At 70.4% G+C, this 20,625-nt stretch carries 21 protein-coding genes; 11 read left to right on the top strand and 10 right to left on the bottom strand.

What is annotated here, in order from left to right; genetic code table 11:
• Positions 1–12: 12 nt before the first annotated feature.
• From OG588_RS01940 to OG588_RS01965, 6 genes are read left to right on the top strand one after another with little or no spacing between them, the layout of a single operon-like run.
• Positions 13–1,611, top strand: a complete 1,599-nt coding sequence (locus OG588_RS01940) for a FadD3 family acyl-CoA ligase (RefSeq protein ID WP_405945738.1) — start codon at positions 13–15, stop codon at positions 1,609–1,611.
• Position 1,612: 1 nt separating this feature from the next.
• Positions 1,613–2,827 carry a CaiB/BaiF CoA transferase family protein gene (locus tag OG588_RS01945; protein WP_405945739.1) on the top strand — a complete coding sequence of 405 codons (1,215 nt, stop codon included), beginning with the start codon at positions 1,613–1,615 and terminating at the stop codon, positions 2,825–2,827.
• A 53-nt stretch (positions 2,828–2,880) separates the two neighbouring features.
• Complete coding sequence (locus tag OG588_RS01950) at positions 2,881–3,696, top strand: enoyl-CoA hydratase/isomerase family protein (protein WP_405945740.1); 816 nt, start codon at positions 2,881–2,883, stop codon at positions 3,694–3,696.
• Positions 3,696–4,841, top strand: a complete 1,146-nt coding sequence (locus OG588_RS01955) for a thiolase family protein (RefSeq protein ID WP_405945741.1) — start codon at positions 3,696–3,698, stop codon at positions 4,839–4,841. The genes OG588_RS01950 and OG588_RS01955 overlap by 1 nt, the downstream gene beginning before the upstream one ends.
• A gap of 11 nt (positions 4,842–4,852) precedes the next feature.
• Positions 4,853–6,001, top strand: a complete 1,149-nt coding sequence (locus OG588_RS01960; protein WP_366095204.1) for an acyl-CoA dehydrogenase family protein — start codon at positions 4,853–4,855, stop codon at positions 5,999–6,001.
• Between the two features lie 10 nt (positions 6,002–6,011).
• Positions 6,012–6,773: an SDR family NAD(P)-dependent oxidoreductase gene (locus OG588_RS01965; protein WP_405945742.1), complete on the top strand. Its 762-nt coding sequence runs from the start codon at positions 6,012–6,014 to the stop codon at positions 6,771–6,773.
• A gap of 28 nt (positions 6,774–6,801) precedes the next feature.
• Here OG588_RS01965 and OG588_RS01970 read toward each other — a convergent pair whose 3' ends face one another.
• Positions 6,802–8,052 (bottom strand): amidohydrolase family protein, encoded by a 1,251-nt coding sequence (locus tag OG588_RS01970; RefSeq protein ID WP_398844490.1) that lies wholly within the window; start codon positions 8,050–8,052, stop codon positions 6,802–6,804.
• On the bottom strand, positions 8,046–9,080 hold the full coding sequence (locus tag OG588_RS01975; protein WP_405945743.1) for a CoA transferase: 1,035 nt from the start codon (positions 9,078–9,080) through the stop codon (positions 8,046–8,048). The genes OG588_RS01970 and OG588_RS01975 overlap by 7 nt, the downstream gene beginning before the upstream one ends.
• Before the next feature lie 70 nt (positions 9,081–9,150).
• Here OG588_RS01975 and OG588_RS01980 point away from each other — a divergent pair, with 70 nt between their 5' ends.
• On the top strand, positions 9,151–10,140 hold the full coding sequence (locus OG588_RS01980; protein WP_405945744.1) for an enoyl-CoA hydratase/isomerase family protein: 990 nt from the start codon (positions 9,151–9,153) through the stop codon (positions 10,138–10,140).
• Positions 10,141–10,209: 69 nt separating this feature from the next.
• Here OG588_RS01980 and OG588_RS01985 read toward each other — a convergent pair whose 3' ends face one another.
• The 7 genes from OG588_RS01985 to OG588_RS02015 are packed head-to-tail and all read right to left on the bottom strand — an operon-like array spanning position 10,210 to position 16,436.
• Positions 10,210–10,938, bottom strand: a complete 729-nt coding sequence (locus tag OG588_RS01985) for an enoyl-CoA hydratase-related protein (RefSeq protein ID WP_405945745.1) — start codon at positions 10,936–10,938, stop codon at positions 10,210–10,212.
• Positions 10,935–12,230, bottom strand: a complete 1,296-nt coding sequence (locus tag OG588_RS01990) for an amidohydrolase family protein (RefSeq protein WP_405945746.1) — start codon at positions 12,228–12,230, stop codon at positions 10,935–10,937. Before OG588_RS01990 ends, OG588_RS01985 begins: the two co-directional genes overlap by 4 nt.
• Before the next feature lie 27 nt (positions 12,231–12,257).
• Positions 12,258–12,581, bottom strand: a complete 324-nt coding sequence (locus OG588_RS01995; RefSeq protein WP_366095197.1) for a hypothetical protein — start codon at positions 12,579–12,581, stop codon at positions 12,258–12,260.
• Positions 12,547–12,930 carry a hypothetical protein gene (locus OG588_RS02000; protein ID WP_366095196.1) on the bottom strand — a complete coding sequence of 128 codons (384 nt, stop codon included), beginning with the start codon at positions 12,928–12,930 and terminating at the stop codon, positions 12,547–12,549. The genes OG588_RS01995 and OG588_RS02000 overlap by 35 nt, the downstream gene beginning before the upstream one ends.
• Positions 12,927–13,634 carry an ABC transporter ATP-binding protein gene (locus tag OG588_RS02005; RefSeq protein ID WP_405945747.1) on the bottom strand — a complete coding sequence of 236 codons (708 nt, stop codon included), beginning with the start codon at positions 13,632–13,634 and terminating at the stop codon, positions 12,927–12,929. The genes OG588_RS02000 and OG588_RS02005 overlap by 4 nt, the downstream gene beginning before the upstream one ends.
• A complete protein-coding gene (locus OG588_RS02010; RefSeq protein ID WP_398844474.1) occupies positions 13,631–14,341 on the bottom strand; it encodes an ABC transporter ATP-binding protein in 711 nt (236 codons plus the stop codon). The genes OG588_RS02005 and OG588_RS02010 overlap by 4 nt, the downstream gene beginning before the upstream one ends.
• Positions 14,322–16,436 carry an ABC transporter permease subunit gene (locus tag OG588_RS02015; protein WP_405945748.1) on the bottom strand — a complete coding sequence of 705 codons (2,115 nt, stop codon included), beginning with the start codon at positions 16,434–16,436 and terminating at the stop codon, positions 14,322–14,324. The genes OG588_RS02010 and OG588_RS02015 overlap by 20 nt, the downstream gene beginning before the upstream one ends.
• Positions 16,437–16,646: 210 nt before the next feature.
• Here OG588_RS02015 and OG588_RS02020 point away from each other — a divergent pair, with 210 nt between their 5' ends.
• Genes OG588_RS02020 through OG588_RS02035 form a run of 4 tightly spaced genes read left to right on the top strand, consistent with a single transcriptional unit; the run spans position 16,647 to position 19,775 of the window.
• Entirely contained in the window at positions 16,647–17,042 is a 396-nt protein-coding gene (locus OG588_RS02020) for a nuclear transport factor 2 family protein (protein WP_366095192.1), read from the top strand.
• Positions 17,039–18,154, top strand: coding sequence for an acyl-CoA dehydrogenase family protein (locus OG588_RS02025; RefSeq protein WP_405945749.1), 1,116 nt, complete (start codon positions 17,039–17,041; stop codon positions 18,152–18,154). The genes OG588_RS02020 and OG588_RS02025 overlap by 4 nt, the downstream gene beginning before the upstream one ends.
• A 2-nt stretch (positions 18,155–18,156) precedes the next feature.
• On the top strand, positions 18,157–18,951 hold the full coding sequence (locus OG588_RS02030; RefSeq protein ID WP_405945750.1) for an acyl-CoA dehydrogenase family protein: 795 nt from the start codon (positions 18,157–18,159) through the stop codon (positions 18,949–18,951).
• Positions 18,952–18,971: 20 nt separating this feature from the next.
• A complete protein-coding gene (locus tag OG588_RS02035; RefSeq protein WP_366095189.1) occupies positions 18,972–19,775 on the top strand; it encodes an acyl-CoA thioesterase domain-containing protein in 804 nt (267 codons plus the stop codon).
• 35 nt (positions 19,776–19,810) lie between these two features.
• On the opposite strand, the gene OG588_RS02040 is transcribed toward OG588_RS02035, so the two are convergent.
• Positions 19,811–20,572 (bottom strand): SDR family NAD(P)-dependent oxidoreductase, encoded by a 762-nt coding sequence (locus tag OG588_RS02040; RefSeq protein ID WP_405945751.1) that lies wholly within the window; start codon positions 20,570–20,572, stop codon positions 19,811–19,813.
• Positions 20,573–20,625 lie beyond the last annotated feature (53 nt).

Consider the following 20,625-nt stretch of genomic DNA (forward strand, 5'->3'; position numbering starts at 1 on the left):
TGGAGCCAACTGATGCGCTACGACGACGAATTCCAAAGCATCCCGAACGTCATCAGGCTGGCGGCCAAGCGCTTCGGGGACGCCACCGCGCTCATCGACGGTGACCGCCGGTGGACGTTCCGGGAGCTGGCGGAGCAGTTGGTCGACTCGGTCCGCGCCACCATGGCACTCGGCATCAAGCCGGGCGACCGGGTCGGGCTGTGCGCCCCCAACTCGGCGGAGTGGATCTTCGCCGCGCTGGGCATCCACGGCGCCGGGGCGATATTGGTTCCGCTCAACACGCGGTTCAAGGCGCAGGAACTCTCGTACATCCTGCGCAAGTCGGAGGCGGCGGCCGTCTTCGCCTCACCCTTCCTGGGCAACGACTACGTCGGCGAACTCCGGAAGGCCGATCCGGGACTGCCGGCCCTGCAGAAGACAGTGTCCGTTCTCGGTCCGCAAGGGGCTGCCGAGCTGGCCTGGAACGACTTTCTCGGCGCCGGAGAGGGCGTTTCCGCGTCCGCGGCGCATGAGTCGATCGACCGGTTGACGCCGGACGACGTGTCCGACGTGATGTTCACGTCCGGCACGACCGGCCACCCGAAGGGCGTGCTGCTCACCCACGGCCAGTCCCTGCGCGCCTACGGGTGGATGGCGAAGGAGTACACCTTCGAGGCCTCCGACACCTTCCTGGTGATCCCGCCCTTCTTCCACTGCTTCGGATACAAGGCCGGCTGGCTGGCCTCGCTCATGCACGGCGTGACCGTCATCCCCATGCCCGTCTTCGACGCCGGGCGGGCGCTGGACCTCATCGCGCGGGAGGGCGTGAGCATCCTCCTCGGGCCGCCGACCATCTTCCACGACCTGGTCAACCACCCGGACCGTGCCGCGCACGACCTGTCGTCACTGCGGGTCTCCATGACAGGCGGTACGACGATTCCGGAATCGCTGATCCGCGCCATGAAAACGGAGTTGTCGTTCGACATCGTGATGAGCGCCTACGGCCTCACCGAGTCGACAGCGCTGGTGACCACGACACGCGTCGGGGACTCCGAGGAGACGGTCGCTCACACCACGGGAAGTGCCATTCCCGGTGTCCAGGTCCGGATCGTCGCCGCCGACGGACTCGACGTCCCGATCGGCCTCGACGGCGAGATCCTCGTCCGCGGCTTCAACGTCACCCGCGGCTACTGGGACGACCCCGACGCCACCGCCGCGACCATCGACGCCGAGGGCTGGCTGCACACCGGGGACATCGGGCGGCTCGACGACGACGGCAACCTCGCGATCGTCGACCGCAAGAAGGAGCTGTACATCGTCGGCGGCTTCAACGCCTACCCGGCGGAGATAGAGAAGCTGCTTCTCGACTGCGAGAACGTCCACCAGGTCGCCGTGATCGGAGTTCCCGACGAACGGCTCGGCGAGGTCGGCTGTGCCTTCGTGGTCGCACCACCGGACCACACCCCGACCGAGACGGACGTCATCGCCTGGGCCCGCGAACACATGGCCAACTTCAAGGTCCCCCGGCATGTCCGCTTCGTCGACCAACTCCCGCGCAACGCAAGCCAGAAGGTGCTGAAGGACGAACTCCGTGACCGGTTTACGGCCGCGAGCCGAGACGCGACGATCTGAGATGACGAGTTCCGAGACGACGACAACGACAGGGCCGCTGGCCGGAATCACCGTGGTCGCGCTGGAGCAGGCGATCTCCGCTCCCATGTGCACCCGCACACTCGGCGACTTCGGCGCCCGGGTGATCAAGGTGGAGAACCCACAGGGCGGCGACTTCGCCCGCCACTACGACGACGTGGTCAAGGGGCTGGGCGCGCACTTCGTGTGGGTCAACCGGGGCAAGGAGTCGGTGGCCCTGGACCTGAAGACACCCGGCGGCATGAGCGTCCTGCACCGCCTGCTGGAACGCGCCGACGTCCTCGTCTCCAACCTCACACCGGGTACCACGGCCAAACTCGGCATCTCCCCCGACGACTTGAAGACCCGCCACCCCGAACTCATCGCCGTCGAGATCGATGGCTACGGCCCCGGCGGCCCCCTCTCCCACAAGCGCGCCTACGACCTTCTCGTCCAGGCCGAGTCGGGCGCCTGCGCGGTGACGGGCCACCCCGGAGCACCGGCCAAGCCGGGTCCACCGGTCGCCGACGTGTGCAGCGGCCTCTACGCCGCCCTGTCGATCGTCGCGCTGCTGTGCGGCAGGGAACGCGGGGTCGGCCCCGCGGCCTCGTCCGTCGCGGTGAGCCTGTTCGACACGATGACGGAGCTGATGGGATATCCGCTCACCTACACCCGCCACTCCGGCATCGAGCAACAGCCGCTCGGCATGAGCTCCCCCGCCGTCGCACCGTACGGCGCCCATCGCACCGCCGACGGCCACACCGTGGTCCTCGGTACGACGAACGACCGTGAATGGCAGCGCCTGGCACGGGAGTTGATCGACCGGCCCGATCTCGCGGACGACCCGCGCTTCGCGAGCAACGCCGGGCGGGTGGAGCACCGAGCCGTGCTGGAGCCGGAGATCAGCGCCTGGTGCGCCCGGCATGATCTCGCCTACGTGCAGGACCGCGCGGACGCGGCCGGGATCGGCAACTCCCGCTACAACACGCCCAGCGACGTCATCGCCCACCCGCATCTGCGGGCCCGCGACCGGTGGCGCGAGATCGACACCCCGTCGGGTCCGGTCCCGGCTCTGCTGCCGCCTCCGGTCATCGCCGGGTACGACCCTCCGATGGGCGCGATTCCCGCTCTCGGTCAGCACACGGACGCCGTGCTGGCCGAACTCGGGCTGGCGGACGAGGAGATCGCCGTTCTCCGGGCGCAGGGGGCGGTGCGATGAGTGGGCGGCCGGTTGATTCGGTCCATGCGGTTCTCCCGGTTCACCCGGTTCTCGTGACGAGCGACGCCGAGGGCGTGCGCACCCTCACCCTGAACCGACCCCACCGTAAGAACGCGATCGACGCCGAGCTGTGGGACGCCCTGAGAGCGGCACTCTCCGCGGCGGGCAGCGACCGTACGGTGCGTGCGCTGGTCCTGACCGGTGCCGACGGCGCGTTCTGCTCCGGGGCCGATATCCGTAACGGCGTCAGCACCGAGCATCCCCTGTACCGGATGCGGACCCTGAGCGAGGTCACGCTGCTGCTGCACGAGTTGGCGGTCCCCACCATCGCCAAGGTGAACGGCGTGGCGGTCGGCGCGGGTTGGAATCTCGCCCTGGGCTGCGACTTCGTCGTGGCCACTCCGGAAACCACGTTCTCGCAGATCTTCGCGCGCCGCGCCCTCTCCCTGGACTGCGGCGGCTCCTGGCTGCTGCCGAAGCTCGTGGGGCTGCAGCAGGCGAAACGGCTCGTGCTGCTGGCCGAGACGATCGGCGCCGAGGAGGCCCACGCACTGAACCTGGTGACGTGGGTCGTGGGCGCCGACAAGATCGACGCCTTCGTGGACGACCTCGCCGCACGACTGGTGGCCGGAGCGCCGGTCGCGCTCGCCCAGAACAAGGCGCTCCTGAACGAGAACGCCGATCGCACCCTGCGCGAGGCCCTTGCCGGTGAGGTGCGGGCGCAGGCCATGAACTTCGCCACGGCAGACGTCCCGGAGGCGTATGCCGCCTTCGTGGAGAAGCGCCCACCTCGCTACACGGGGCGCTGGGCGGTGCCGGGAACAGCGGTGCCGGGAACAGCCGCGCCGAAAGCTACGGAGGGCATGTGATGCGTGAGGCAGTGGTGGTGGAGGCGGTCCGTACCGCCGTCGGGAAGCGGAACGGCGGTCTGGCCGGTGTGCACGCGGCCGATCTCTCCGCCGTCGTCCTGAACGCGCTCGTCGACCGCACGGGTCTTGATCCCGAGGTCGTCGACGACGTGGTGTGGGGCTGCGTCGGCCAGTTGGGCGACCAGTCGAGCAACATCGGCCGCTACGCGGTGCTGGCCGCGGGCTGGCCCGAGACCATTCCGGGGACCACGGTGAACCGGGCCTGCGGTTCGAGCCAGCAGGCGCTGGACTTCGCCGTCCAGGCGGTCATGTCCGGTCAGCAGGACGTCGTGGTGGCGGGCGGCGTCGAGGTGATGAGCCGAGTCCCGCTCGGGGCCTCACGGGCCGGCGGTGTGCCGTACGGGCCTCAAGTCCTCGACCGTTACGAGGGGTTCTCCTTCAACCAGGGTGTCTCTGCGGAGAAGATCGCGCAGAAGTGGGGGCTGGGACGAGGTGTCCTCGACGAGTTCTCCGCGCTGTCGCACGAGCGGGCGGCGGCCGCGCAGGACGGCGGGGCGTTCGAGGCGCAGATCGTGCCGGTGAGCGTCGAGACGGACTCGGTGACAGTGGACGAAGGCATTCGGCGTGGCACGAGCGTCGACACTCTCGCCAAGCTGAAACCGTCCTTCCAGGAGGACGGGGTGATCCACGCGGGCAACTCCTCCCAGATCTCCGACGGAGCCGCCGCGCTGCTGGTCACCACCCCTGAAAAAGCCCGCGAGTTGGGGCTGACACCGATCGTCCGCTACCGCGCGGGCGTGGTCACCGGCTCCGATCCCGTCCTCATGCTGACCGGACCGATCCCGGCGACCGAGAAGGTGCTGCGCAAGGCCGGAGTGGGACTCTCCGAGGTGGGCGTCTTCGAGGTCAACGAGGCCTTCGCACCGATCCCGCTCGCCTGGCTGGCCGAGACCGGCGCGGACCCGGCGCTGCTCAACCCGCTCGGCGGCGCCATCGCGCTCGGGCACCCGCTCGGCGCGTCGGGTGCCGTCCTGATGACCCGGATGATCCACCACATGCGGGACCACGGGATCCCCTACGGCCTGCAGACCATGTGCGAGGGCGGCGGCACCGCCAACGCCACCATCGTCGAACTCGCTTCCTGACAGGGGTTGTTGTGCGCCGAGACGTCTTCACCGACGACCACGAGGCGTTCCGCCGGCTCGCGCGGGACTTCATCGCCAAGGAGGTGGTCCCCCACTACGCCGAGTGGGAGGAGGCCGGCCGACTCCCCCGCGCACTCTTCGAACAGCTGGGCTCGCTCGGCCTGCTGGGGACGGCCGTCCCCGAGGAGTACGGCGGCGCAGGTCTCGCCGACTACCGCTACAACGTCGTCCTCCAGGAGGAATCGGCCCACGCCCTGGTGACGTTGGGCACCGTGCGCACCCAACTCGACGTCGTGCTGCCGTACTTCCTCACCTACGCCGACCGGGATCAGCGCGAGCGCTGGTTCCCAGGCCTGGCATCCGGGAAGTTGCTGACGGCCATCGCGATGACCGAGCCGGGCACGGGCTCCGATCTCGCGGGAATCCGGACGACCGCCGTGCGCGACGGGGACTCGTACGTTCTCAACGGCGCGAAGACCTTCATCACCGGCGGGTTCCTCGCCGACCTGGTGATCGTCGTGGCGCGTACGTCGACCGACCCGGACAACCGGCGCGCCGGGCTCACCCTGCTGGTCGTCGCGGACGGCATGCCCGGCTTCACGCGCGGCCGGGTGCTGCACAAGCTGGGCATCAAGGTGCAGGACACAGTGGAGTTGGGGTTCGACGACGTACGGGTCCCGGTCGCGAACCGACTCGGCGAGGAGGGCGCCGCGTTCGGCTATCTGGGCAACAACCTGCCGCAGGAGCGGATGACGGTGGCGGTCGGCTCGGTAGCGCAGGCCCGAGCCGCCCTCGACACGACGATCTCGTACGTCAAGGAGCGCAAGGCGTTCGGGAAGACGGTCGCCTCGTTCCAGAACACCAAGTTCGAACTCGCCGCGGTGGCGGCCGAGATCGAGGCCGGGCAGGCGATGCTGGACCGCGCGGTGCTCGAACTCGTCGCCGGCGAACTGAGCGGACCCGACGCCGCCAAGGTCAAGCTGTTCTGCACCGAGATGCAGGCCCGCGCGGTCGACCGCTGCCTGCAACTGTTCGGCGGCTATGGCTACATGCTGGAATACCCCATCGCCCGGCTCTACGCGGACGCGCGCATCACCCGCATCTACGCCGGGACCAGCGAGGTCATGAAGGTCATCATCGCCAAGTCCCTCGGATTGTGAGGCGGTTACGGTGCCGTACTTCTCCAGCAGACCAGGTGTCGCGTTCGTCGCGGGCGGCTCGGGCGGGATCGGAGCGGCGATCGTCCGGCTCCTCGCCGAGCGCGGCAGCGACATCGTGTTCACCTACCGGGCCAACCACGAGGCGGCGGACGCGATCGCCGCCGAGGTCACGAAGCTGGGCCGTCAAATCCGTGCGCAACGACTGGACTTGACCGACGAGTCCGCCACAGCCGAGGCCGTGTCCGAGGTGGGCGGCGGCATCCACACCCTCGTGTACGCGGCGGGCCCGCACGTGCCGATGCGGCACCTGAGCAAGGTGACGCCGAGCGAGTACCGCGCCCAACTCGAAGGCGACGCCGTCGCGTTCTTCAACCTGGTGCATCCCGCACTGCCGTTGCTGCGCGAGAGCCGGGGCAACATCGTCGCCGTGACGACCGTCGCCACCCGCCGCTTCCCGGTGCGGGACGGGCTGTCGTCGGGCGCGAAGGGCGCGGTCGAGGCGGTCGCCCGGGCGCTGGCCGCCGAGGAGGGCCGGTACGGCGTCCGCGTGAACTGCGTGGCACCCGGCATGCTCAACGACGGTATCGCCGGCCGCCTGATCAGCTCCGGCGAACTGGACGAGGCCGCCCTCGCCGTCACCCGGCGCAACATCCCGCTGCGCCGCTTCGGCGACGCGACCGACATCGCGGAGGCGGTCGCGTTCCTCGCCTCGGACCGGGCCGGGTTCATCACCGGACAGGCGTTGGGAGTTGACGGCGGGTACAGCGTGTAGGTCACGCGGACCCGGTGCACCGACCAGGTCACAAGGGCGTGATGCGCCGGCCCGACACGTATGCGGCGCGGACCAGTTCGCCGGACAGCACGCGGAAGGCCTCGCGGAGCGGTACGTGGAGCAAGCACAGGTCGGCGGTCGCCCCGACCGTCAACCTGCGTGTCCGGCCCGGGCGTTGGGGTTCGCCGGTGAACAGCCGCAGCGCCGCCCCGGGTTGGAGTCGCTCCGCGTCGTCCCGCTCCGTCGCCGCCCGCATCACCGCCCACGGATCCGCCGTGCCGTACGGCGCATCGGTGCCGGCGGCGAGCGGAACGCCCGCCTCGACCAGGCTCCGGCAGCGGTAGAGGTGCGGGCGGTCGTCGGCGTCCACGTCGGTGGCGTACGCGGCGCCCCGCTCGACCGGGAAATGCGGCTGGGTCACGACTGTCACGCCGAGCCGTCGTAGCCAGGGAATCGTCTCGGCCGGGATCACCGACCCGTGCTCGATCCGGTCACCGTCGGCCGGTCCCACCTCGTCCAGGGCAAGCAGCGTCACCAGCAGCTGCACCCGGGTCACACAGTGCACGGCGACGGGACGGGGTCTGATCTCCCCTATGGTGCGGGCGAGTTGGGTAGGAGTGGGCAGCGTCGGATCGTCGAGCATCAGCTTCACGGGTTCGTCGACGCCCATCACCAGGAGCCGTTGCGGGAGGATCGCCAGCATCTGGGTGAGCCCGCTCGCGGGATGCGGGTCGGCGTTGGTGAACCCCGTGACGCCGAGCGCCGCCGCCCGCCGCCCAACACCCTCCAGATCCAGCTGTGTTGGAGGCACGAACCCGCGCAGCCGATCGTCCTCGCGCCAGAACCGCCCGTCGCCGTCCAGCCCGACCGCCCGAAGCGCGGCGCTGTTCCACACCCACAGGGCACCGGTGCGATGCTGCACCCGCACCGGCCGATCCGGCACAAGAGTGTCCAGCACCCACCGGTCCAACTCCCCCGCGACGCTCTCGTGATAGCCGACGGCCCGCACCCACTCCCCCGCTGGCCCATCAACCAAGGCCGCTGCAAACGCCGTTCGGTCATGCACGTCCGCCGGTCCGACCCGCACGGAGGCGGCTTCGGCGGCCAGCGCCGCAAGGTGTACGTGGTGATCGTGCAGGCCCGGCAGCAACGCGCCGCCCCGACCGTCCACGTCACCCGGCCCCGTCAGCCCGGCCCCGATCTCGGTGATACGCCCGCCGTCGATCCGTACGTCAACCGCCGATCCGTGGCCCTCGACCTCAACGTTCCTGATCAGCACGGCGGTTGGACCTTGGTCCGGGCGTTCGCGAGTGTCGCGGCGCAGGCCGCCATGGAGACACAGAGGAGTTCTCCGCCCCCCGCGGCGAGTGAACGGGCCGCGGCGTGGGCGGCGAAGACGCCGGTAACAGGGTCGGCGAGCGCGTCACCCAGGAAGACGGGGTCGCCGTCCGAGTCCACGCCGCTCAGGCCGCCGGCCACGGCAGCGTCGTCTCCGAAAGCGATACGGTCACTCTCGCGTCCGTATCCGGTGATGCCGACCCACACCCGGCCGGGGCGGGCGGCGAGGAACTCCTCGGCGCGGAGGCCCAGTCGGCGCAGCGCGCGCGGCCGTGACGCCTCGATGACCACGTCGGCCTCGGCGACGATCTCGTCCAGCGCACCAGGGACGAAATCGACGACCAGGCTGTCGTGCCCGTCATGCAACCAGCGGTAGAAGGCGGGGGTTCCGAAGCGCGCTCCGTCGGGTCGCGTCGCGCTCTCCGCCTTCACCACCCGCGCGCCCGCCAGCCCCAGCAACCGCGCGCACAACGGCCCCGCCCAGAGCGCGGAGAAGTCGACGATCCGTATCTCCGCCGTCGCGCGAGGGGTACTCCGTTCACCCCACCGCTCGACGTGAACCGCAGGCCGTCCGCGCTGGGCCGATCCCGGTACCGCTGCGGCGATGCCGAGCAGCCGCGCCCCCTCTACGGCCTCGTCCGCCGTGACCCGTCGTACCGCTGCCCGCAGGCCCTCGGGCTCGCCCGGTGAGCCGAGAAGTGCCAGCAGTGCGGGTACGGCAGCCAGGTCGTCGGGGCGGGTCAGGTTCACGGCGGCCCAGCCGTCGGTGGCTTGGAGGAGATGGCAGGAGCCGTTGGCGGATGTGCTGCCGGGGCGTTCCAGGCCGACCAGTTGAGCCCGTAGGAACAAGGCGGTCGGCAGGTCGACCGGCACACCCGTCAGGTCGGTGAAGGAGCCTGCGACGTCGGCGAGGGGTGCCAGGAAGGGCTCGACGGAGTCCATCCAGGAATGGAGAACGTGATTCTCCATGAGTTGAACCCCCTTCTCTCCCGAGGTGATCTCAAATTACACTCCGGTTCACGCCTGGAGGGAGATCACTGTGGAGTCGCCCTTCGTGATCGTCGATCTCGACCAAGCTCCCGAGAGCCGCACCGCCGCGCATGAAACGGAAGCTCGTGACCGGGACCGTGTCGTGGTCGGTGTGACAGCCGAACCAGGAGATGCGGTCGAGGGATGCGACATCCTCCTCACCGGTGTCCCCGATCCGCCCAGGCCATGGGTGGGGTGCACGGATCCGCACGCCACCGCCCGGCAACTGGGGCACCTCGTCGAGAGTCGGCCCGCCGCCTCCGTCGCCCTGGTGCAGGTACTGCGGATGGGCGGCGGGCTCTCGATCCCCGACAGGCTGATTCTCGAGTCCCTCGCGTACTCGACGCTTCAGGGCGGAGCGGACTTCCAGGCTTGGCTGGCCGCCGCGCCCCGGCGTACCCCCCGCCCCGCCGAGACTCCCGTACGACTCGACCGTGACGGTTCCCGGTTGTCCATCACGCTGGACCGGCCCTGGGTGCGCAACGCGTTCGACGCGGCGACGCGGGACGCGTTGTGCGAGGCGCTTCAGGTGGCCGTGGCCGACCCGTCGATCGGCCGGGTCGATCTGTACGGCGACGGTCCGGCCTTCTGCAGCGGCGGCGACCTCGCCGAGTTCGGTACGTCTCGAGATCCGGCGCAGGCCCATCTCGTACGGGTTCAGCGCAGTCCGGGCGCGCTGCTGCACCGTTGCGCTCCCCGAGTGACCGCGCATCTGCACGGTGCGTGTGTCGGCGCGGGGATCGAGCTTGCCGCCTTCGCGGGGCGTGTCGTCGCCGCGCCGGACACGGTGATCCGGTTGCCGGAGATCGGGATGGGACTGATTCCGGGCGCGGGCGGTACGGCGAGCATTCCGGTCCGGGTCGGCCGGGAGCGGACGGCGTATCTCGCCCTGTCCGGGGCGGAGTTGGGCGCCGGTGAGGCGCTGCGCTGGGGGCTCGTCGACGAGATCAGCGACGTGGACGACGCGACGCCGGCCCCTCGGCAAGCCGTTCGGCACTGAGCACGCACCACCGGCTTCACTCCGGTGTCCCCGAGACCATCCCGCGGCCTCGGGAACACCAGAGGTGAATTACTTCCCCGTCCACACAGGGCTACGCCGTTCGGCGAAAGCCCGTGCCCCCTCCGCCGCGTCGGCGCTCCTGAACACCGAGTCGACCTCTGCCGGTTCGGCCCAACGGCGTTCTCGCATCAGCCTCTTGGTCATCGCGACGCCGAGAGGGCCGTTCTCGGCGATGCGTCCGGCCAGGGTCAGCGCGGCTTCCCGCACCTCTCCGGCCGGGACGGAGCGGTTGACCAGGCCGAACTGCTTGGCGTCCGCCGCGGTGACGAGGTCGCCGGTCAGGCCCATCTCCAGGGCGACCGCCAAGGGCACCCGGTCGGCGAGGGTCGTACCGCCTCCGGCGGCGAACAGGCCCCGCTTGACCTCCGCGATCCCCAGCTTGGCGTCCTCCGCGGCGACCACCAGGTCGCAGGCCAGGGCGAGTTCGAAGCCGCCGGCGAGTGCCGAGCCGTTGAGGGCGGCGATCACCGGTGTGGTGATGCCCTCGCGGAAGAACCACACCAGGCCGTCGAACTTGCCGCCGCCCTTCGCGAACGCCTTGAGGTCCATGCCGGCGCAGAAGACCGTTCCGGCGCCCGTGAGGACGATGGCCCGGACTGCCGGGTCGGCGTCCCCTTCCCGGAGCACGGCTGACAGTTCGTCAATCAGCTCCGGGTTGAGGGCGTTTCGGGCCTCCGGGCGGTTCAGGGTCGCCACGAGGACGGCGCCGATCCGTTCCGTCAGGACCAGGTCGCTCATCGGGCCGCCGCCACGGCCGCCCGGGCCTTGGAGCGGAACGCCTCCAACTTCTCGGCGGGCTCGATGAGTTGGTGGCTGCGGGAGCGGGTGCTGACGTCATGGCCCTCGGCCGCCTTGCGCAGTGCGCCCACGGTGGCCTGTTCGCGCGGGATGTGCGCGAAGGGGTCGAAGGAGTACCAGCGCATGGCGTTCTCGTAGGTGATCTTCCGGGCCTCGTCGTCGGGAACGTCGCAGCTCGACAGCACGTCGTGCATCTGCTCGGGGGCGTCCGGCCACAGGGAGTCGCTGTGCGGGTAGTCGCCCTCCCAGCAGATGTTGTCGATGCCGATGTCGTGGCGCAGCCGTACGCCTAGCTTGTCGGTGATGAAGCAGGTCAGGAAGTGCTCCCGGAAGACCTCGGAGGGCAGCTTGCCGCCGAAGTCCTGGAGGGTCCAGGTCGAGTGCATCTCGAAGGTGCGGTCGAGACGCTCGAGGAAGTACGGGATCCAGCCCGTTCCGCCCTCCGAGAGGGCGATTTTCAGATTCGGGAACTGCTTGATCGGCGGCGACCAGAGCAGGTCCGCCGCGGCCGAGACGATGTTCATCGGCTGGAGCGTGATCATCACGTCGGGCGGCGAGTCGGCGGCCGGGACGGCGAGCCTGCCGGAGGAACCGATGTGCACCGACATGACGGTGTCGGTGTCGGACAGCGCGCGCCACAGCGGGTTCCAGTACGGGTCGTGGAAGCTCGGGTAGCCGAGGACGGCGGGGTTCTCGGTGAAGGTGAGCGAGTGAACGCCCTTCTCGGCGACCCGGCGGACCTCGGCCGCGCACAGCTCCGCGTCCCAGATGGCGGGGAGCGCCATCGGGATGAACCGGCCCGGGTAGGCGGCGCACCACTCGTCGATGTGCCAGTCGTTGTAAGCCCGTACGAGCGCGAGGGAGAAGTCCACGTCCTTCGTGGCGAACAGGCGGGCCGAGAAGCCGGGGAAGGACGGGAAGTTCATCTGGGCGAGGATGCCGCCCGCGTTCATGTCCTTGATCCGCTCGTGCACGTCGTAACAGCCGGGGCGGATCTCGTCGAGGCCCTGCGGTTCGACGCCGTACTCCTCCTTGGGTCGGCCGGCCACGGCGTTGAGCGCCGAGTTGGTGATGGTCGCGCCGCCGAACTGCCATACGTCGGTGCCGTCGTCCCGGTGCACCAGCTGGGGCGCTTCTTTTTTGTAGCGCTCGGGGAGGTGGTTCACGAACATGTCGGGGGGTTCGATGATGTGGTCGTCGACGCTGATGAGGATGAGGTCGTCGCGGTCCATGACGGCTCCTTACGGGGGGTGGGTCGGTCAGTCGGAGGCGGGCAGCGGCTTGGCCGCCTTCAGGGCCATGGGGGCGCCGTCACAGGTGAGTTCGCCCGCGCCGGAGGCGGTGCAGAGAAGTTCGAGCGTCCCGGTGGCGTCGACGTACCGCTTGCCGATGAGGGTGGTCGTGCCGGCCGGTCCGGGCTTCGCCGGGGTTGCGCCGGCCGCGCGGATCAACGGGCTGCCGCCGCAGGTCAGTTGGGGCTGCGGCTCGGCGGCGGCGGGTGCGCGGATGACGACCACGCGGGTGCCGCAGACGGTGCTGGCGAGTTGGTCACCGGGGCGCAGCGTCGGTGCCGGTGGGGTCATGGCGGAGTTCCCTTTCGAGCAGGCGGTCGGCGAGGAGTTCCACGTCGTAGGACTGACGGGCCATCCAGTACCGCAGGAAGCCGGTGAGCGAGTACCGCAGGAAGAGCGCGGAACCGACGACGCTCCCGGCGACCGCGGCCAGGCCGAGGGTGAGAGCGTCGTTCTGCACCAGCGGATCGCTGGTGTTGTGCGAGATGAAGTAGGCGCACACGCCGAGGACGACGCCGATCGTCATCAGGGCGGTGCCCGCGCGCAGCCAGAGAACGGCCCTTCCGGCCGCCGGGTCGGGGATTTTCAGGACGGTGAGTTCGCGGACGAAGCGGTCCGCTCGCGTCTCGGTGGACGTCATGTGGAACTCCCCAGGTAGAGAGCGGACAGTTCGGCGCGCAACCCGCCGTCGGGGTGGCCCTGCCGTTCGACCCGGCCGCGTACGAGGACGGCGGCGTGGTCGCAGATGTCGAGGACGGCGGCGGCGAACTGCTCGACGACCAATACGGCGACGCCCTGCCGGGCGATCTCGGCGACCTGTTCGTAGAGCCGGCCGACGACCAACGGGGCGAGCCCCATGGAGAGTTCGTCGAGCAGCAGGACGGCGGGGTCGGTGGCGAGGCCGCGGGCGAGGGCGAGCATCTGCTGTTCGCCGCCGGAGAGGGTGCCTGCCGCCTGTCCGGCGCGCCGGGCGAGGACGGGGAAGCGGGCGAACGCGATCTCCTCGATCTCCTCGCGGCCACGGCCGGTGAAGGTCATCATGAGGAGGTTGTCGCGGACGGACAGGTTCGGGAAGACGCCTCGTCCTTCGGGGATGAGGCAGACTCCGGCGCGGGCCAGGTCGCGGGGGTCGGCACCGGTCATGTCCCGTCCGCCGAGGACGAGTTGGCCCGATTCGGCGGGGTGGACTCCGGCGGCGACGCGTAGGGTGGTGGTCTTTCCGGCGCCGTTCGGGCCGAGCAGTGCCACCACCTGTCCGGCGGCGACGTCGAGGTCGACGCCGTGCAGGACGGTGATGCGTTCGTGGGCGGCGCGGATGCCGCGCAGTTCGAGAAGTGCGCTCACGCGTCCCCCAGGTAGGCGGCGAGAACCGTTTCGTCGCTGCGGATCACCTCGGGCGGGCCGACGGCGATGATCTTGCCGAGGTCGAGGACGTACACCTCGTCGCAGACGGCCATCACGAGGCTCATGTCGTGTTCGACGAGGACGACGGCGGTGCCGTCCTCGGTGAGGGCGCGCAGGAGTTCCGCGAAGCGTTCGGTCTCCTCCGCGTCCTGTCCGGCGGCGGGTTCGTCGAGGAGAAGCACCTTCGGGCGGATCGCGAGTGCCCTTCCGACCTCGACGAGACGGCCGACTCCGGTGGGGAGGGCGTCGGGTGAGGTGTCGGCCAGGCCGGTGAGACCGAGGCGGTGCAGGATCTCGGTGACGACCTGGTCGGCCCGGCGGCGTTCGGGTCCGAGTTCGGCGGCGACGAGCAGGTTGTCGCGCACGCTGAGGCGGCCGAAGAGTTCCAGGCGTTGGAAGGTGCGGGCGAGTCCGTGCCGGGCGCGGGCGGAGGGCCGGGCCCGGGTGACGTCCCGGCCGTCCAGGCTGACCTGCCCGGAGGAGGGCCTGCGCAGTCCGGAGGCGACGTCGAACAGGGTGCTTTTCCCTGCCCCGTTGGGTCCGATGAGTCCGGTGACCCGGCCCGCCTCGGCGGTCAGCGCGACCCCGTCGAGAGCGCGGTTTCCGCCGAAGGAGACGGTCACTCCACTAACCTGCAGCGACGCCACGGGCCAGCACCTCCTCGTCCTCGGGGCGCCAGTCACGCCGTAGGCCCCACCATTCGACGGGGATCTCCGGCTCGCCGGGGTCGGCCTGCCGGGCGCTCGCCCAGGCGCGGAGGGCCATGGCGAGGACGAGTGAACCGCCGTAGTACGTCCAGTCGTTGATCACGTCGGTGAAGCGCAGGGCCCAGGCCGGCGCGAGGGCGCAGAGCAGGGCGGGCAGGGCGATGCGGTCGCGGGCGAGGGGCTCCCACTGGCGGCGGAAGCGGGAGACGATGCCGTCGGGGTTGTGGCCGAGTCCGACGCCGGCCAGGCCTGGGAGGAGGGCGACCAGGTTCGCGGTGCCGGGGGCGATGGCGATCAGGGCGTTCGTCGGGCCGACGAAAGCGGTGCCGGCGAAGAGTCCGTTGCCGACCGCGCCGAGTCCGCCGATCACGGCGACGAGGAAGATGGGCAGGCCGGCGATGAGGCTGAACTGGTCGGCGGTGACGGTGTGTTGCTGCATTCCGTACAGTGCTCCGCCGAGTCCGGCGATGCCCGAGGCGAGAGCGAACACGGCGACTTTGGCGACCAGCAGGTTGCCGCCGAGGGTGGCGTACGCGGCCTCGCTGTCCCGCAGGGCGATCAGCCGCCGTCCGAAGCGGCTGCGGCGCAGGGCCGCGACGCCGATCGAGGCGAGGGCGAGACAGACGGCGGCGAACACCATCAACTCCCGCCCGCTGTCGAGCCGTAGGCCGAGGAGGTGGGGACCGGAGATGTCCACCGAGCCCTGGTCGAAGAGGGCGATCCGCAGGCCGAAGACGTGGAACGCCGGGATGGTGAAGATCCACCGGTCGAGGATCACGGCGAACGCGGCTGTCCCCAGGGCGAGATACACGCCGGAGAGTCGCAGTGCGGGCAGTGCGACCAGTGCTCCGGCCGCCGCCGAGACGAGGATCGCGGCGCCGAGTGCCCACAGTTGACCGTGGGCGCCGAGGTGTCCCCAGACGACCGCGCCGATGCCGGCCATGCTCAGCTGGCACAGGGAGACCTGTCCGGCGTACCCGGCGAGCGGGACGTACGAGAGTGCCACCACGCCCAGCGAGAAGATCGCTCCGTAGGTGATCAGGTCGGCTTCTCCGAGGAGAGAGGCGAGTACCGCTCCGAAGGCGATGACGACCGCGGCGAACACGAGGGTGCCGCGCGCGGTCGGCACCGGCACACGGGCCAGCCGTCGTTCGCGGCCGCGCAGGCGTCGGTGCGGGAAGACCAGCAGGGCGAGGAAGAGCAGCAGGGCGGGGGCGGCGAGCCGTAGGCCGGGGAGGTATTCGTTCTGCGGCAGGTAGCCGGTCAGATAGCTCTCCATGCAGCCGACGACGACGGCGCCGAGGAAGGTGAGCGGCAGGCTGCGCAGCCTGCCGAAGACGGCCGCGGTGTAGGCGCTGACGATCAGCAGGGAGAGCTGGGCGGCGTCCAGGGTAACGGTCGGGGCGATCAAGATGCCGCCGATCGCGGCGAGTTGGGTGCCGAGGATCCAGGAGACCCGGCCCGCGCGGACCGGGTCGGCGCCGGTGAGACCGACGAGCGCCCGGTCGTCGACGGCCGCGCGCATCTCGGCTCCGGCGCGGGTGCGGTAGAGCAGGATGCGCAGGCCTACGGCGACGGCGACGGCCACCGCCATGGTGATCGCCTGGTGCCAGGTGATGACGGCCGGGCCGAGGTGGATGGGCTTGCGCGCGGCGAAGAACATCGGCAGGGGGCGCGCCACGTTCGGGTCCCAGATCCAGCGCGCTGCCGCGATGAGTCCGCTGAGCAGCGCGACCGTCATGACGAGCCGTTCGGCTTCGCCGAGGGCCTGGACGGGCCGCAGGACGAACCGTTCGACGAGCAGTCCGAAGCCCGGGGCGAGCACGAGCAGCACCACGACGAGGGCGACCGGAACGGGCATGCCCCAGCCGACGGTCAGCTGCCAGTACATGAACGCGGACAGCATGCCGGCCGCGCCGTGCGCGAAGTTGAACACGCCGGTGGTGGTGTAGGTGAGCACGAGCCCACTGCCGATGACGGCATAGATCGCGGCCGTGCTCAGGCCGACGATCCCGAAGGTGAGGAACTGGTCCATCGCGTCGGATCTCCCCTCTCCATCGCTGGAAACTAGCTTCTCATCTACGGAGAATCAACCATTCAGACAGAGACTGTTGACGTCGCCTCACCCACCATGGAAATCTGCCACTCATCTGAGAGAATGCCATTCTCACTCATGGTGAAGGGTGGAAAGTCCTTGTCCTCCTTGCCCGTTCCGGCTCCTCCCCCTGGTCCGACCGACGACCTGATGGAGATCCAGCAGCTCCTCGCCCGCTACGCGGTGTGCATCACCCGCGGTGACCTGGACGGGGTACTGGGCGTCTTCACGCCCGACGGCACGTACAGCGCCTTCGGGGACTCCTACGGCCTCGACGAGTTCCCCGCGCTCGTGGCCGCCGCGCCCAAGGGGCTGTTCCTCACGGGTACGCCGGCCGTCGACCTCTCGGGCGACACGGCGACCGGCACCCAGCCGCTCTGCTTCGTCGACCACGCCACGCACGACCTGCGGATCGGCTACTACAGCGACACCTACGTCCGCACGGACGCGGGGTGGCGACTGCGCACGCGGGCCATGACGTTCATCCGCCGCAGCGGAGCACACGACTCGGGCCGCCCGCACGCCTATCAGCGCCCGGGGACATGAACACCGCCTCCGCGCCCGGGGACATGAGCGTCGCCGACTTCCGCTCGCGCCTGCGCGGCTGGCTGGACGAGCACGACCTGTCCCCCGGCCCCGACCACTCCCTGGACGCCCAGGTCGCTCAACTGGCCCGGGTCCGCCGGGCGTTGTACGACGCGGACTGGATGCGGTACGGCTGGCCCGCCGAGGTGAGGGGGCTCGGCGGGCCCGCGGTGCTCAGGGCGGTGCTCGGCGAGGAGGTCGCCACAAGGGAGTTGGCCGAGCCGGGGATCTACTCGATGATCGAGGTCCTCGCCCCGACGATGATCTCGTACGCCCCTCCGGCGCTCGCCGCAGAGATGGTCCCGCGCCTGCTCAGCGGGCGTGAGCAGTGGTGCCAAGGTTTCTCCGAGCCCGGCTCCGGCAGCGACCTCGCCTCGCTCACCACCCGGGCGGTGCCGCGCGGCGACCACTGGGAGATCAACGGCCAGAAGGTGTGGACGAGCCTGGCCCAATTCGCCGCCCGCTGCGTCCTGTTGACCCGCACCGCGCCGGGACACAACGGCATCACCGCGTTCTTCGTCGACATGGACACCCCCGGCATCACCGTCCGGCCGCTGCGCACGATGCACGGCGTGGACGAGTTCGCCGAGGTGTTCTTCGACGACGTGGTGGTGTCCGCCGACCGGATGCTCGGCCGCCCGGGCGACGGCTGGCGCCTGGCGATGGACCTGCTCCCGCACGAGCGCTCCACCTGCTTCTGGCACCGGATCGCCCATCTCTACACGCGACTTGACCGCCTGCTGGCCGAGACGAGCGTCCCGGACGACGCCGAACTCGGCGCCGCCTACCTGGCGTTGCACACCGTCCGCTGCCGCTCCCACGGCACACAACGACGCCTGGCCGCGGGTGAGCGGCTGGGCCCTGAGACGTCGGTCGACAAGGTACTGCTGGCCACCGCCGAGCAACGGCTCTTCGAGACCGTGCGCGATCTCCTGCCCGGCGTACTGGAGTTGACGGACACGCCATGGCGCTCGGAGTACCTCTACGCGAAGGCGGCCACCATCTACGGCGGTACGGCGGAGATCCAGCGGAACATCATCGCGCGCCGACTGCTCGACCTGGGAAGGGAGTAGCCGTGGACGCCGCCGAACGGGACCTGCTCGCCGAGACGCTCCGCAAGACGATGACCGCGGCGTCGGGGCAGGCGCTGGACGCCGCCCTGACAGACCTCGGCTGGGCCGAACTGCTCGCCGAACAACCGGACATCGCGGTACCGCTCACCTTCCGCCTGCTCGGCGAGACGGGCGCCCACGCGCCGCTCCTCAACGACGTCCTGCTGCATGCGGCGGGCGGTGCGGTCGGCGGCACGCTGCCGCTGCCGTACACGGGCGGGACATGGGTTGTCTGGGAGCGCGACGACACTGCCGCCGGGACGACACTGGACACCGAACTGCCCCTGCACACCACGCACACCACGCACACGCGACCTCCCGTTCCGCTCGCCGCCGGCCGTGTCGCGCTCGGCTGGTGGCTGGTCGGGACCGGTCGCGCCATGCTCACGCTGGCTCGCCAACACGCCGTGGACCGCGTGCAGTTCGGCCGCCCGCTCGCCTCCTTCCAGGCCGTACGGCATCGGCTCGCCGAGACTCTCGTGGCGCTGGACGGCGCCGAGGCGACCCTGGTGGCCGCCGCCGACGATCTGGGCGCGCTGCTGGCCAAGGCGGCTGCCGGACAGGCGGCGCTGACGGCGGCCCGGCACTGCCAGCAGGTGCTCGGCGGGATCGGTTTCACCGCCGAGCACGATCTGCACCGGCAGGTGCGGCGGGCCATGGTGCTGGACGGACTGCTGGGCAGCGCACGGGAGTTGACGCGCGAGGCGGGGGCACTGCTGCGGGCCGGCGGGTCCGCGCCACGGCTCGTCCACCTGTGATCGACCGAGGAGTGACATCAGTGACCGATCTGTGGAGCGACCTGCTTTCCTGCCTGGCCCTCGACACCCGCCCCGATGGCGCGTTCGAGGGCCGGAACCAAGAACTCGGCTACCACCGCATCTTCGGCGGGCAGTTGCTCGCCCAGAGCATCCGTGCCGCCCAACTGGCCTGCCCCGACAAGGCGGTCAAGAGCCTTCATGTGCAGTTCGCGCGGGCGGGACGGCCGCAGGAGCCGGTGCGGTACGAGGTGACGCGTCATCATGAGGGCGGTTCCTTCGCCATGTTGACGGTGATGGCGCGGCAGACACAGGGAGTCGCTGCCGTGGCGGCCGTATCGCTGCACTCCCACGAGGAAGGTCCCGACCAGCAGATCGCGTTCCCGCTGCCTGCGGTGCCGGGGGCGGAGCACGACGTGGATCTCTCGCTGCTTCCCTGGGACACGCGGGCCGTCGTGGATGTGGACTCGCCGAAGTCGGAGCCGCCCGAGTACGACCTGTGGATGCGCACGCCGACCGTCGCCCCGGAGCTGGCCCCGGCGTTGACGGCGTACGCGAGCGACCTGAGCCTGATCGGAACGGCGCTCCGCCCGCTGGAAAGCGTCACCCAGCACGACTCGGGAACGGCGTTCTCCTCTGCCGTCACCGCGCACACGGTGTGGTTCCACCGCCCTTTCACCACGGACGAGTGGCTGCTCCTGCGCCATCAGAGCCCGCTGCTCGCCCACGGCCGCTGTTACGGCCGGGGCGATGTGCTCACCGCGCGGGGGTCCCTGGTCGCCTCGTTCGCGCAGGAGGCGTTGTTGCGTTTCCGTACGATCGCGTAGCCGCCCGTCTCCGCACGGCGCTCAGCGTTCAGCGTTCAGCGCATGACGGTGCCGCCGTCGACGTTGATGACCTGCCCGTTGATCCAGGCTCCCTCGTCGGACATGAGGTGGGCCACCATGCCGGCGACGTCGTCGGCCCGACCGTGCCGGGTGCTGCGGGTCCGGGCGAGCAGCGCCTCCAACAGGTCGGGTGCCGCGCCTTCTTGGATGGCCTGCGTCAGGATCAGGCCCGGCGCGACCGCGTTGGCACGGATGCCCGCCCTGCCCCAGCGGGAGGCGACATGGCGGGCGAGGACGTTGATGCCCGCCTTGGTCGCCGAGTACGCGGGGCGCGCGGCCTCGCCGGTGAAGGCCGCGATGGACGAGGTGTAGACGATCGCACCGCCGCCTCGGGCCAGGAGTTCGGGAACGGCGTTCCGGGTGACGAGCATGTGGCCCCGCAGATTGACGGCGAACGTCCGGTCCCACACCGCGAGGTCCATGTCGACGACGTCGGTGTCCTGGGAGACGGCGCCCATGTCGCCCGCGTTGATGTGCACGGCGTCCAGACCGCCGTACGTCCGCACGGTGGTCCGTACGAGTTCGCGGACCGAGGTCCCGTCGACGATGTCGAAGCCCACCGCGACCGCCTGGCCACCGGCGTCAGCAATGACCGAGGCGGTCCGCCGAGCTCCGTCGAGGTCGAGGTCGCCGACGACGACTCGCGCGCCCTCGTCGGCCAGCCGCCGGGCGGAGGCGGCCCCCAGCCCGGTGGCCGCGCCGGCGACGAGAACGACCTTCTTCTTCAAGCCTTCCACGCAGTTCCCTTCACTTCGCCCACTTCGCCCACTTCGCCAACGCTCTCCGCTAC

The sequence above is a fragment of the Streptomyces prunicolor genome, from assembly GCF_045162825.1.
Taxonomy (GTDB): Bacteria; Actinomycetota; Actinomycetes; order Streptomycetales; family Streptomycetaceae; genus Streptomyces; species Streptomyces prunicolor.

Coding starts and splice junctions, on each gene's coding strand:
- OG588_RS02020 (WP_366095192.1), top strand. CDS start 16,647: ATGGAGATCCAGCAGCTCCTCGCCCGCTACGCGGTGTGCATCACCCGC.
- OG588_RS01955 (WP_405945741.1), top strand. CDS start 3,696: ATGCGTGAGGCAGTGGTGGTGGAGGCGGTCCGTACCGCCGTCGGGAAG.
- OG588_RS01985 (WP_405945745.1), bottom strand. CDS start 10,938: ATGAGCGACCTGGTCCTGACGGAACGGATCGGCGCCGTCCTCGTGGCG.
- OG588_RS02015 (WP_405945748.1), bottom strand. CDS start 16,436: ATGGACCAGTTCCTCACCTTCGGGATCGTCGGCCTGAGCACGGCCGCG.
- OG588_RS02000 (WP_366095196.1), bottom strand. CDS start 12,930: ATGACGTCCACCGAGACGCGAGCGGACCGCTTCGTCCGCGAACTCACC.
- OG588_RS02025 (WP_405945749.1), top strand. CDS start 17,039: ATGAACACCGCCTCCGCGCCCGGGGACATGAGCGTCGCCGACTTCCGC.
- OG588_RS01975 (WP_405945743.1), bottom strand. CDS start 9,080: ATGGAGAATCACGTTCTCCATTCCTGGATGGACTCCGTCGAGCCCTTC.
- OG588_RS01940 (WP_405945738.1), top strand. CDS start 13: ATGCGCTACGACGACGAATTCCAAAGCATCCCGAACGTCATCAGGCTG.
- OG588_RS01990 (WP_405945746.1), bottom strand. CDS start 12,230: ATGGACCGCGACGACCTCATCCTCATCAGCGTCGACGACCACATCATC.
- OG588_RS01995 (WP_366095197.1), bottom strand. CDS start 12,581: ATGACCCCACCGGCACCGACGCTGCGCCCCGGTGACCAACTCGCCAGC.
- OG588_RS01945 (WP_405945739.1), top strand. CDS start 1,613: ATGACGAGTTCCGAGACGACGACAACGACAGGGCCGCTGGCCGGAATC.